Annotated in this window: 15 protein-coding genes; 10 read left to right on the top strand and 5 right to left on the bottom strand. The window is 73.9% G+C overall.

Going from position 1 to position 11879, the window contains the following annotated elements; all coding sequences use genetic code 11:
- Positions 1-52: 52 nt before the first annotated feature.
- Genes HQQ78_RS11180 through HQQ78_RS11170 form a run of 3 tightly spaced genes read left to right on the top strand, consistent with a single transcriptional unit; the run spans position 53 to position 1045 of the window.
- Positions 53-601 (top strand): helix-turn-helix transcriptional regulator, encoded by a 549-nt coding sequence (locus HQQ78_RS11180; RefSeq protein ID WP_173153264.1) that lies wholly within the window; start codon positions 53-55, stop codon positions 599-601.
- A gap of 20 nt (positions 602-621) precedes the next feature.
- The gene (locus HQQ78_RS11175; RefSeq protein WP_173153262.1) at positions 622-759 is read left to right on the top strand and encodes a hypothetical protein; all 138 of its coding nucleotides are present in this window, start codon (positions 622-624) and stop codon (positions 757-759) included.
- Between the two features lie 40 nt (positions 760-799).
- Entirely contained in the window at positions 800-1045 is a 246-nt protein-coding gene (locus HQQ78_RS11170; protein WP_173152275.1) for a hypothetical protein, read from the top strand.
- Between the two features lie 75 nt (positions 1046-1120).
- Here HQQ78_RS11170 and HQQ78_RS11165 read toward each other — a convergent pair whose 3' ends face one another.
- Positions 1121-2095, bottom strand: coding sequence for an XdhC family protein (locus HQQ78_RS11165; RefSeq protein ID WP_173153248.1), 975 nt, complete (start codon positions 2093-2095; stop codon positions 1121-1123).
- 147 nt (positions 2096-2242) lie between these two features.
- Between HQQ78_RS11165 and HQQ78_RS11160 the strand changes: the two genes are divergently transcribed.
- Positions 2243-2935 (top strand): NTP transferase domain-containing protein, encoded by a 693-nt coding sequence (locus HQQ78_RS11160; RefSeq protein WP_173153245.1) that lies wholly within the window; start codon positions 2243-2245, stop codon positions 2933-2935.
- 19 nt (positions 2936-2954) lie between these two features.
- Here HQQ78_RS11160 and HQQ78_RS11155 read toward each other — a convergent pair whose 3' ends face one another.
- On the bottom strand, positions 2955-3905 hold the full coding sequence (locus HQQ78_RS11155) for a hypothetical protein (RefSeq protein ID WP_173153242.1): 951 nt from the start codon (positions 3903-3905) through the stop codon (positions 2955-2957).
- A gap of 289 nt (positions 3906-4194) precedes the next feature.
- On the opposite strand from HQQ78_RS11155, the gene HQQ78_RS11150 reads away from it, so the two are divergent.
- A complete protein-coding gene (locus tag HQQ78_RS11150; protein WP_173153239.1) occupies positions 4195-4713 on the top strand; it encodes a DinB family protein in 519 nt (172 codons plus the stop codon).
- Positions 4714-4949: 236 nt separating this feature from the next.
- Positions 4950-5495 (top strand): MOSC domain-containing protein, encoded by a 546-nt coding sequence (locus tag HQQ78_RS11145; RefSeq protein ID WP_173153236.1) that lies wholly within the window; start codon positions 4950-4952, stop codon positions 5493-5495.
- Between the two features lie 75 nt (positions 5496-5570).
- On the opposite strand, the gene HQQ78_RS11140 is transcribed toward HQQ78_RS11145, so the two are convergent.
- Complete coding sequence (locus tag HQQ78_RS11140; RefSeq protein ID WP_054147090.1) at positions 5571-5960, bottom strand: DUF2256 and DUF3253 domain-containing protein; 390 nt, start codon at positions 5958-5960, stop codon at positions 5571-5573.
- 227 nt (positions 5961-6187) lie between these two features.
- Here HQQ78_RS11140 and HQQ78_RS11135 point away from each other — a divergent pair, with 227 nt between their 5' ends.
- On the top strand, positions 6188-6838 hold the full coding sequence (locus HQQ78_RS11135) for a DUF805 domain-containing protein (RefSeq protein ID WP_173153233.1): 651 nt from the start codon (positions 6188-6190) through the stop codon (positions 6836-6838).
- A gap of 313 nt (positions 6839-7151) precedes the next feature.
- Positions 7152-8447, top strand: coding sequence for an MFS transporter (locus HQQ78_RS11130; protein WP_173153230.1), 1296 nt, complete (start codon positions 7152-7154; stop codon positions 8445-8447).
- A gap of 92 nt (positions 8448-8539) precedes the next feature.
- On the opposite strand, the gene HQQ78_RS16185 is transcribed toward HQQ78_RS11130, so the two are convergent.
- Complete coding sequence (locus HQQ78_RS16185; RefSeq protein ID WP_255349713.1) at positions 8540-8665, bottom strand: hypothetical protein; 126 nt, start codon at positions 8663-8665, stop codon at positions 8540-8542.
- A gap of 129 nt (positions 8666-8794) precedes the next feature.
- On the bottom strand, positions 8795-9280 hold the full coding sequence (locus HQQ78_RS11125) for an Asp23/Gls24 family envelope stress response protein (RefSeq protein ID WP_123571216.1): 486 nt from the start codon (positions 9278-9280) through the stop codon (positions 8795-8797).
- 181 nt (positions 9281-9461) lie between these two features.
- Here HQQ78_RS11125 and HQQ78_RS11120 point away from each other — a divergent pair, with 181 nt between their 5' ends.
- Complete coding sequence (locus tag HQQ78_RS11120) at positions 9462-11030, top strand: cryptochrome/photolyase family protein (RefSeq protein WP_173153227.1); 1569 nt, start codon at positions 9462-9464, stop codon at positions 11028-11030.
- Positions 11031-11209: 179 nt separating this feature from the next.
- A complete protein-coding gene (locus HQQ78_RS11115) occupies positions 11210-11794 on the top strand; it encodes a hypothetical protein (protein WP_173153224.1) in 585 nt (194 codons plus the stop codon).
- Positions 11795-11879: the final 85 nt, after the last annotated feature.

Raw genomic sequence — 11879 nt, 5'->3', positions numbered from 1 at the left:
GGGTTCCCGGGGCCTCGTGCGCGGCGCATGCCCGATCGTATATAGTACGGTCATGATCACCACGGACGTCGCCTCGCGTCTGCGGGAGGCGAGGGTCACCGCACGACTCACCCAGGGCGAGGTGGGGCGGAGGGCAGGGCTGCCGCAGAGCGCCGTCTCGCGCTACGAGGGCGGCTCGAAGATCCCGTCCCTGCCCGTCCTCGAGCGGCTCTTCGAGGCGACGGGCCTCGACCTGACGCTCACGCTCACGCCGTCACGATCTCGTGCGACCGCGACCGCGACCGCGACCGCGACGGCGTCTCCGTTCGGCGGGCCGGTGGGGCGCATCGTGCATCCTCGCCGTGCCGAACTGCGGTCGTTCTTCGCGCGCGAAGGGTTCGGTCACCCCCAGGTCTTCGGCAGCGTCAGCCGAGGTGACGACCGCGTCGACAGCGACCTCGACGTCGTCGTCGACCTGCCCGACGGTCTCGGGTTGTTCGGGCTGGCGGCGGCTGCGCGTCGGGCGAGCGACATCGCCGGGGTCGTGGTCGACGTCGTGCCCCGCGACGGCCTGACCCCCGAGGTCGCCGAAGCGGTCTCGCGGGACGGGGTCGCCCTGTGAGTCGTCACGATCGGGCGCGGTTGGACGACATCGCGGCGGCTCTGGGCGCCATCGACGCCCACCGGTACTTCGACACCTCGCATGCCGTCGTGGCGCACACCGTCGACCACGACCTGCCGGTGCTGTCATCGGCCGTCGAGCGACTGCGTCGCGGCTGACGCGCTCCGCGGACGAGGAGGCGCGGGTACGGTCGACCGCATGAGCGACGACACGCAGGCCCCCGGTCCCGACGACGCCGGCCGCGACACCAGCCCGGGGCACGAGGTCGACCACGACCCGACCGGCATGACCGACGACGAGAAGCGGCACGACCAGCTGACCCGTGCCCCGAAGTCGGACGAGTCGGACGCCGCCCCGCGCATCACGACCGAGGACCGCGGCGACGGCGTCACCCGCATCGACGTCGCCGACACCGCCAAGGTCCGCCCGGGCGGGGCCCGCTGACGCCGACGCACCAGGGGCTCGCCGAGACCCACCTGCGCGCGCGGGCGCCCCGGCGGAACCCAGGGGTCTCGCGCCTCAGCTGATCAGGTGGATGCTGCCGTCACGGTCGCGCAGCGGAGCCCGCGAGGCGCCCGACCGCACGGCGAGCACCTCGGCCAGGATCGACACGGCCGTCTCCTCGGGCGTGCTCGCCCCGAGGTCGAGCCCGATGGGGGAGTGCAGACGTGCGAGCGCCGCCGGCCCGACTCCGCGATCGGCCAGGGCGGAGACGCGTCGGTCGTGCGTGACCCGTGACCCCATGGCCCCGACGTACGCCGCCGGGGACGCCAGCGCCGCCTCGACCAGGTCGGCGTCGAACCGCTCGTCGTGCGACAGCACCGCGATCACGGTGCGCTCGTCGACGTCGGTCCGGGCCAGGTAGTTCGGCGGCCACTCGACGACGACCTCGTCGGCCGACGGGAAACGCTCGCGGGTCATGAAGACCGGGCGCGGGTCGCACACCGTCACGCGGTAGCCCAGTACCGCCCCGGCGTTGCAGAGGGCGACGGCGAACTCGACCGCCCCGAAGACGAGGAGGCGCGGCGGCGGCACCGAGCGCTCGCTGAAGACCCGCAGACCCTCGCAGTCGTCGACGGTCGGCACGACCTCGCCGGTGCGGACCGGGCCGAGCACGACATGCGCCGACGCCTCACGCCCGGCGGCGGCATCGCGGAGGGCGGCGATCGTCTCGGCGTCGTCAGGGGTGACGAGCCGGGCGAACACCTCGATGCGCCCGCCGCAGCTGAGCCCGACCTCGAACGCCGTCTCGTCGCTGAACCCGAACGTCTCGAGCTGCGGCGTGCCGTCGTCGAGCACCTGCGTGCAGATCTCGTAGACCGCGCCCTCGACGCAGCCGCCCGAGATGCTGCCGATCACGGTGCCGTCGACGGTGACGACCATCGACGTGCCGACGGTCCGGGGTGCGCTGCCCACGACCGACACGGCCGTCGCGACGGCGAGGCGCTCGCCGGCGTCGAGTCGCGCCAGCAGGCGGTCGGCGATCTCGAACACGGGGCTCCTCGGGTGCGACGGGCGAGCGGGTGGTCTCTGGTGGTGCCAGGTCTCGATGGTGTCACGGCCTCGGCCCCGCGACCTACCGCGACGTCGGACGTCGCCGGCCGGGGCGAGGTGCTCTCCGGGGCTGGATAGCCTGACACCATGCCCGGTGACGACTCCTCGACGTCCGTCGGCCTGCTGCTCGCGGCCGGCGCCGGGACGCGCATGGGCCGTCCCAAGGCGCTCGTGGTCGACGAGCGCGGGCCGTGGCTGACCCGCGCCGTGACGACGCTGCTCGACGGGGGCTGTGACCGCGTCGTCGTCGTGCTCGGGGCGGGCGCGACCGAGGCGCGAGCGCTGCTGGCCGCCGACCCGCGCCTCCTGACGGTCGAGACACCGGTGCCGGGCGGGGCGACGGACGCGCCGCACGCCGACCCGCGCCTCCCGCCGGTCGACGGTCGGGCGAGGGTGGCGGTCGTCGTCGCGGACGACTGGGCCGACGGCCTCGCGACGTCACTGCGCGTCGGGTTGGCGGCGCTCGCCGCCTCCGACCCCGAGGAGGCGCGGCTGGCCCTGATCACGCTGGTGGACTACCCGGGGCTGCCGCCGTCCGCGGTCGCGCGGCTGCTGTCGTCCTCGGCCGCCGACGTGCCCCTGGGCCCGGCTGCGCTGCGGCAGTCCGTCTTCCACGGACGCCCGGGTCACCCCGTCGTGGTCGGTCGGTCCCACTGGTCGGCCCTCGCGGCGTCCCTCACCGGGGATCGCGGGGCGGGCCCCTACCTCAGGGCGCACGCCGCCGAGCCGGTCGACTGCTCCGACCTCTGGGACGGCGCCGACGTCGACGCGCCCGCCTGACCTTCGGCGTCCCCGAGGGTCAGTTGCATTTCCCGCTGCCGCTGAAGCACGGGGTGTAGTTCGCGGGCAGGGGTTCCTGACGGGGGGTGGGGGACTCCCACCGGTCCCCGGGGACGGGTGCGCCGACGGCACCGATCACGACCAGCCCGGCGACGACGACGGCCGCCACGACGACACCTCGATGCCCGGCGGTGATCGCGGCGAACAGCGTCACGACGAGGCACGCGAGGCAGGCGACGAGGGTCCGGAGCCAGCTGTCCGCGGCCTCCTGGCTGACGGTCACGGGGGTGCCGAAGAGGCTGAACTCGGCCGAGAACCACTGCCCGGCCAGCGAGAGCGTGAGCAGGACGCCCGCCGCGAGGGCGAGCGCCTCGACGATCACGGCGACGCGGTGCACGAGGTGACGGGGCGGGCGGGGCGCTCGGGCCGCGGGGGCGTCGACGGGTGCGTGCTCGGACGGACGTGCTCCGTCGTGCGCCGAGGCATCGCGGCCGCCCCGACCCGACCGCGCGGCGAGGACGACGAACGACGCCAGGCCGACGGTCGCGACGAACGGCAGGCTGACGAAGACGACGGTGGGCAGTGTGTAGAGGGAGAACCCCGCCCGGAGGCCCGACGTGATGCCCGACCCGACGGTGAGCTCGACGCCGGCCCGGGCCACAGCCGCCGCGGCGACGTAGAGCCAGGCCCGGCGTGACGCCGGCGCCTCGGACCACCGCCACGCGACGAGGACGACGAGGACGGCCCACACCACGAACGGCACGAGCGCGGTCTGCGCGAGCGCGCCCGGCAACTCGAGCAGCGACGCGACCACCCGCCCGGCCGAGGCCGTCAGGCCGACGAGCGCCGCGCCGGCGACGAACAGGGCCGCGGTGGTGCCGACGACCCACGCCACCTCGCGGCGGTCGACCCGCCGTCGCAGGCTCGCCGCCGCCCCCGCGAGCCGGCCCTCGTGCTGAGTGTTCGTCATGGGTCGACGGTAGCGGCGGGTCGCGGGGCCGACGTCATCCCGGAGGCGGATGTCGGCCGGCGGCGCCGGTCGCCCGAGCCCCTGTCCCGCCGCGCCCCGTCCCGCCCAGCCGCTCCCGTCCCGCCGCTCCCACCCCGCCATGAACCCGGTTTCGAACCGTGCACCCGGTAGCAACCGGGTGCACGGTTCGAAACCGGGTTCCTCGCGTGGTCCCGGTTGGCGCCGGGGGCACCGACGTCGGCAGGATCTCGATGGCGGGTGCCGGGTCGCGCGTCCTAGCGTCGGTCCCATGCCGATCACGCCCGACACGAAGAACTGGACCTGGGTGCTCGAACGCCCCTGCGACGACTGCGGCTTCGACCCCGCCGAGGTCACGTTCCGCGACGTGCCGCGCCTCGTCCGCGAGAACGCCGCCGCCTGGCCCGCCGAGCTCGCCCGGCCCGACGCCCGCACCCGGCCCGACGACGCCACGTGGTCGCCGCTCGAGTTCGGGGCGCACGTGCGCGACGTGTTCCGGGTCTTCGACACGCGCCTCCGGCTGATGCTCGCCGAGGACGCGCCGACCTTCGCGAACTGGGACCAGGACGCCACCGCGCTCGACGACGACTACGCGTCCCAGCAACCTGCGGTGGTGGCCGACGAACTCGTGGCCGCCGCGGCCGTCGTCGCCGACGCGTTCGAGGCGGTGCCCGACGACCGGCTCGGTCGCACCGGCCTCCGCAGCGACGGCTCGGCCTTCACGGTCGACTCGCTCGCGCGCTACTTCGTGCACGACCCCGTGCACCACCTCCACGACGTCCGCCGCTGACCCGTGCTCTGGCCGGCACCATCGCCCGGCAGGCCGCTGTCGCACCGCCGCCCGGGCCACCGCTGTCGCACCGCCGACTGAACATCGCACCGCCCATGTCGACGGTGCGACGTTCAGTCGGCGGTGCGACCCACTCGGGCCGACCCACCCAGGCCGACCGCGGCCCCGCCGCCCCGCCCGCACCCCCACCCCGCCCCACCCTCGACCCCGGCGGCCGACGCGGGCAGACTGACGGCATGACGCGCGCCTCCGTCCTCTCGGTCAACGTCGACGACGTCCACCGCTTCAGCAAGCCGCCCGTGGCGCGGGTCACCCTGCTCGCCGGGCTCGGCGTCGAGGGTGACGCGCACCTCGGGCGCACGGTGCAGCACCGCTCCCGCGTGGCGCGCGACCCGAGTCAGCCCAACCTGCGGCAGGTGCACCTGATGCACGCCGAGCTCTTCGCCGAGCTGGCCGCCCACGGCTACGGCGTCGGGCCCGGCGACCTCGGCGAGAACGTCACCACCCACGGGGTCGACCTGCTCGGTCTGCCCGTCGGCACCGTGCTCACCCTCGGTCAGGAGGCGCGGGTCGAGATCACCGGACTCCGCAATCCGTGCCTGCAGATCGACCGATTCGAGTCGGGCCTGCTGAAGGCGGTCGTCGGACGCGACGAGGCCGGCGAGCTCGTCCGCAAGGCGGGCGTCATGGGCGTCGTGCTCGCCGGGGGAGAGGTGCGACCCGGCGACGCGGTCGGAGTCGACCTGCCCGTCGAGCCCTGGTCGGCCTTGCAACCCGTCTGATCCCGATCGGTCGCCCCGATCGTCCGCAGCGTCCCTGGCAGCCCGCTCGCCCCACGCGTCGTGTCGACGCCCGGCTCAGGACCGGTGCCGACGGATGCGGATCGGGCCCTTCGCCGTGGACGGGTCGACCACGGACCCGCCCTGCGTGATGTCGACCTCGCCCGCGGCGACCAGGCGTCGGGCCGCGCGACGGACGGGCTCCATCAATCCGCGCCAGGCGTCCTCGTCGTCGGGGTGCAGCGACCGCGCGACGTCCGAGGGGCAGATCGTCGAGGTGGCCGCCCGGGCCGCCAGGAGGTCGCGGATGCGCTGCTCGAGCTCGCGGTCCTGCGCCGTCACCTTGCGCTTGCGGCACGCGTCGCTGCAGTACGCGACCTCGTCCCAGTTCGACGCCCACTTCTTGCGCCACTCGATGGTGCGCCCGCACGATCGGCAGGTCTTCGGGTCGGGGGTCGCGGCGCTCATGCTGACAGTCAACGCGGGAGGCGCGGTGTGCGTTCCCGGGGAGGCAGCCGTCGGTCCCTCCGCCGCGGACCGCATCCGCGCCTCCTGACCTCGTGGCACCGCCTTTCGTGCAGCACGACCCGACGAGTCGAGGTGCCCTGCACGAGCGCGGTGCGACGCTGCGGGAGGGGACATCTCGCTCGCGTGGGGGATGGAGGCGCGGGCACGGTCCCCGTATCGTCGTCTCGATGAGCGAGGGCACGGCGGCAGGCACGACGAGGGGTTCGTGGTTCGAGGTCGACCGTCAGCCCCTGCCCGGCGCGACCCCGATGCAGGCTCTCCGGCGGTTCGTCGGCAACGCCTACGTGGTGCACGCCCGCGCGGGCCGGGCCGAGTTCTGGTGGATCTGGTTCTTCCAGACCGTCCTCGCCCTCGTGCTCAACGTCGGCGTCGGGTCGCTGGTGCGCGGTGCGAGCGTGGCCTCGTGGTCGATCGGCGCTTACGGCTCGTCGCTCTTCGCGCCCTGGCAGGTCGTCGTCCTCGGCCGCCCGGCCGGTGCGGGCCCGGGCACCAGCCTGGGCCAGGGAGCGTCCCTCCAGATCGGACAGTTCTCGCTCGGCCCGTTCGGCCCCGCGGGTCCGGCCTGGGGCGGCACGACCTGGGTCGCCCTCGTCTGGGGTCTCTGGTGCCTGATGACCTTCGTGCCGATGACGACGCTCACCATCCGTCGCCTGCACGCCGCCCGGGCCTGGGGGTGGGGCTGGTTCTGGCTCGGGGCGTTGGTCCCGTTCCTGCAGATCGTCGTCGTGTTCATGCTGGCTCGCGAGACCCAGCCGCCGAGTGCCCGCTTCCTGGACCGCGAGCGCGAGCGCGAGCCCGACCCGCACCGCGCCTCCTGACCCCACCGCACCGCGTTTCGTGCACTGCACCGCGACTCGTCGAGGTGCGGTGCACGAAACGCGGTGCGCCGCCGCACACCGGGCCCCTGGCCAGGCCGGGCACGAGCGGGTAGGCTCGACCTCGGTCGGGCGGTACTCCCGGCCCCGGGCGTGCACGACAGCGCGCAGTCGGGATCACCATCCTCCCCGAGTCACCCACGGTCACGAACGGCACCTGCCGCGAAGGCCGTGCCGCCGGCAGATCGTCACGATCGGCCGGCCCGTGGCCACCATCGGGTCGAGAGAACGGCGCCCGCCGACCACCCCAGGTTCCATGACACTCGCACCCCCGCGCCCCACCGCGCCTTCGTCCACCCCGTCCGCCCGCTTCCCGTGGGCCGGCCTGATCGCCATCGCCGTCGCCACGTTCCTCTCGATCTCGGGCGAGATGCTGCCGACCGGCCTGCTGCCCGAGATGAGCGCCGACCTCGGCGTCACCGAGTCGAGCATCGGCCTGCTCGTCAGCGTCTTCGCCTTCACGGTCGTGCTCACCAGCACCGGCCTCACCCACCTCACCCGTCGCCTGCCCCGCCACCTGATCGTGGTCGGCCTGATCGTCGTCCTCGCGATCAGCGCCGGGCTCACCGCGATCGCACCGACCTACGAGCTCGTGCTCGCCAGCCGCGTGCTCGGCGGTCTCGCCCACGGCATGTTCTGGGCCATCGGCGGCGCCTACGCCGGTCACCTCGTGCCCCGGGCCCAGGTCGGCCGCGCGCTCGCCGTCGCGATGAGCGGGGGCACCCTCGCTTTCGTGCTGGGCGTCCCGCTCGGCACCGCGCTCGGCCAGGCCCTCGGCTGGCGTGAGGCGTTCGGCATCCTCGCCGGGCTCATGGCGCTCGGTGCGGTCTTCGTCTACAAGTTCCTGCCGCCGGTCGGTCGGGGCACGGCGCACGAGTCGGTGCCGGAGCCGGTGACCGACGCGGTCCCGACGCTGGTCGGCGGCACCGCGCCTCCTGCGGGGGCCGTCCGTCGCCGTCGCTCGCTGCCGAGGCCGAGCGTGCTCGGCGTCGTCCTGAGCTGCGTGATCACGGCGGTCTTCATGATCGGCCACTACTCGTTCTTCACCTACATCACGCCCTACCTCGTGCGCTCGACCGGGGTGCCCGAGCAGGGTCTGGCCGCGTGGCTCTTCGCGTTCGGCATCGCCGGGGCCGTGGGGCTCGGCATGGTCGGGTGGTTCCTCGGGGCGCGACCGCGCGTGAGCATCCCGATCGGCGTGGCCGTGGTCGGACTGGCCGTGACCGGCATGCTCGTGTTCGAGGGCATGCTCGTGCCGTCACTGGTGGCCTTCGTGCTGTGGGGCGTCACGTTCGGAGCGCTGCCGCCGCTGTTCCAGACCCGGATGCTGCAGGTCGCCCCCGAGCGGATGCGCGACCTCGCGAGCGCCTTCTACACGACCGGCTTCAACGCCGGCATCGGCGGTGGAGCACTGATCGGTGCCCTCGTGCTCGACGGGTCCGGGCTCGACTCGCTGCCCGTCCTCTACATCGTGGTCGCCGCGGTGGTGCTCGTCGCCGTGCTGGCGAGCGACCGCCTGCTCGCCCGTCGGTCGGCCCGCCCCGCCGCCTGAGCGGCGCTGCCGGGACGACGAAAGACGCAGGAGGCGCGACTCGCGTGAGTCGCGCCTCCTGCGTCCGAGGCGGTGCGGGTGGTGCCGGTGGGTCAGCGACGGCGACCGGGCTGCTGGTAGCCGCCGGCCTGGCCGTTGCCGCCGCCGCGCTTGTTCATGATCTTCTTGATGACGAAGCCCACGATGAGCGGGGCGAAGCGTCGGAGCAGTGATGCCATGGGGTGCCTCCTGGGGCGATGGTGCACGGGTCGTGCGGTCGAGCCGGTCGACTCGGTGGGGTGCGGCCCGCGGTGCTGCGGGGACGATCGTGTCGGGACGACCGCCGCGGGTACCAGTGAACTCGCTGTCTACTGAACCCGCTGCGAGTCGTTCGTGCCGTCCGAGTCGTCGTCCTGTCCGGCGATGAAGATGTCGCTGACCTCGATGTTGATCTCGACGACCTCGAGCCCGACGAGCTGGGTGATGGCGTCGGCGACGGCCTGGCGGACGTCGTCCGCCACCTGCTGCACCGACAGCGGGTAGTCGACGACGATGCTGAGGTCCGCGGCGGCCTGGGTCTCGCCGACCTCGACCTTGACGCCCTGGCCGTGGTCCTGCTGGCCGACGGCAGTGCGCAGCGCGCCCACGGCACGCGACGCGCCGCCACCGATCGAGTGGACGCCGGGCACCTGACGGGCGGCGATGCCCGCGACCTTGGCGACGACGCCGTCGGCGATCCGCGTGGTGCCCGCGGCGTCGGACGACACGGTCGAGGCACCGTCCACGCGCGCGGCGCCGTCGACGCGCGAGCTGCTGGTCAGGGTGGCGGGGGTGGGAGCGGCGGTGTTCGACATCTCGGGTCCTCTTTCGGCTGGGGAGTCGTGCGGATGGTCGTGCGGTGGTCGTCGTGCGAGCGGGCGTGTCCGGGCGAACCGGGGCGGCCCGGGCTGCACGTCAATGAGACGCCGCGCCCGCCCCGTTCGTCACGGTGAACATGCTGGCAACCCGCTGAGTGCCCACGTCTACTGTCGGGGCATGCAGCGCACCCGGTGGATCTTCCTCGACCAGCTCGGCCCGCACTTCGACGACGGCGACCCCATGCTGCTGGTCGAGAGCCGGTCGTCGTGGCGGGGCCGCACCCTGCACCGCGCCAAGCTGCAGCTGATCCTGTCGGCGATCCGGCACCGGGCGGCCGAGCTCGGCGACCGTGTCGACTTCCGGCAGGTCGAGCACTACTCCGAGGCCCTCGAGGGGCGGGACGACCTGCAGGTGGTCGACCCCACCTCGTACCGGGCGCGCCGTCTCGTGCGGTCGGTGGGAGCCGAGGTGCTGCCGAGCCGTGGCTTCGTCTCGAGCGAGGCCGAGTTCGCCGAGTGGGCCGCGGGTCGCCAGGGCGGACGCGGTCCGGGCCGGTCCGCAGGCGGGACGGCGGACGCCGACGACGCCCGTCGAGGAGGCGCGGGTCGACCGACCGGCGCGTCCGGCGGTCGACCGGCACCGCGCCTCCTGATGGAGGACTGGTACCGGGCGGTGCGCCAGCGCACCGGACTGCTGATGGAGGGACCGCAGCCCGTCGGAGGCCAGTGGAACTACGACCACGACAACCGCGAGAAGCCGCCGAAGGGGGCAGCCACTCTCGGGCTGCCGCCGCAGGAGTGGCCCGAGGAGGACGAGATCGACGCCGAGGTGCGGGCCGACCTCGAGCGCTGGGAGCGTGACGGGGTCGTCCGGCTCGTCGGCGACGACGCGCCCCGACGGTTCGCGGCGACCCGGGCCGAGGCGACGGCCGCGCTGGCGGACTTCGTCGAGGTGCGGTTGCCCGACTTCGGCCCGTTCGAGGACGCCACGCTGTCGGGCGACTGGACGATGGCGCACTCCCTGCTCAGCGCCCCCATGAACCTCGGGTTGCTCGACCCGCTCGAGGTCGTCGAGGCCGCCGTCGCGTCGTACCAGGCCGGAGACGCCCCCCTGCGCAGCGTCGAGGGGTTCACCCGGCAGATCGTCGGCTGGCGCGACTGGGTCTGGCACCTCTACTGGCACCTCGGGGAGGACTTCGCGACGACGAGCAACGCCCTCGGGGCGACGCAGCCCCTGCCCGAGGTGTTCGCCGGGCTCGACGTCGAGGCCGTCGAGGCCGAGTGCCTCAGCGAGACGCTCGACGGCCTGCGGCGGCACGGCTGGAACCACCACATCCAGCGGCTGATGATCCTCGGCAACTGGGCCCTGCAGCGCGGGGTCGACCCGGCGGCACTCAACCAGTGGTTCGTCGACATGTACGTCGACGGCACGCCCTGGGTGATGCCGGCCAACGTCGTGGGCATGTCGCAGCACGCCGACGGCGGAATCGTCGCGACGAAGCCGTACGCGTCGGGTGGTGCCTACGTCAACCGCATGACCGACCACTGCGGCTCGTGCCGGTTCGACCCGAAGAAGCGGCTCGGCGAGGACGCCTGCCCGGTGACCGCCGGCTACTGGGCGTTCCTCGACCGCGTCGTGCCGGTGCTCTCGGGCAATCCGCGCATGGGGCAGCAGTTCGCCGGGCTCCGCGGGCTCGCCGACCGCGAGGCCGTCGTCGAGCAGGAGCGCACCCGCACGACCTGGTGAGCCGCGGCGACTGACGCCGCCGGAGGTCGCACCACCGTCGCGTCGTCGAACCAGCCTCCGGGGTGGTTCGACGACGCGGCGACGGTGCGTCCTCGGAGGTGGCCCTCGTTAGGGTGACGGGAGCACCGGGCACAGCGAGCCCGAGGCAGATCACGAGGGAGCCCCCGATGACCACGACCATGAGCAGAACGGCCGTGACGGCCACCACCACGGGCGTGCTCGCCCTCGGCCTGCTGCTCGCCGGCTGCACCTCAGGAGGCGCGGGTGGCGGTGACGAGGCCGGTTCCGGTGGGTCCTCGGCCGGCTCGACGGAGGGCACCTTCGACGACCTCGCCAGCTGCGACGACGTCGGCTCGGCACTCGGCGGCGTCGTGGACGGCCTGGAGTTGCGCGGCGACAGCACGTTCTCGGGTGACCAGGCGAACTGCCAGTGGGCCACCCCGACCACCGAGGCGACCGACGCCGCCGACGTGACGGCGATCGTCGTCCTCGCCCAGCGCCAGGAGTTCAGCGCCGACGACATCAGCGCCCAGACCTCGCAGATCGAGGGCACCGAGGGCGTCGAGACCGTCGACGACTCGCGCGTCCAGGCGTTCGGCGGCCAGGCCTTCTCACAGTCGGTGACGCAGCAGGGCATCACGGCCTCGGCCAGCACGGTCCTCTCGCCGCACGGCCTGATCGCCGTCACGGCGACCGGTGCGGGCGACGCCGCCCCGCTCAGCACCGACGAGACGCTCGACGCCGCCTACGGCCTGTTCGACTGAGCTGCGCCGGGGCGGGAGTCGTCGTCGTGACGCGCCCGCGCCTCCTCGTCCCGCTCGACACGTCGGTCGAGTGGTCCCGAAACGT

Origin of the sequence: Frigoribacterium sp. VKM Ac-2859, from assembly GCF_013204925.1 — a bacterium.
GTDB lineage: Bacteria > Actinomycetota > Actinomycetes > Actinomycetales > Microbacteriaceae > Frigoribacterium.
This window is presented reverse-complemented; position numbering and strand designations above follow the sequence as displayed.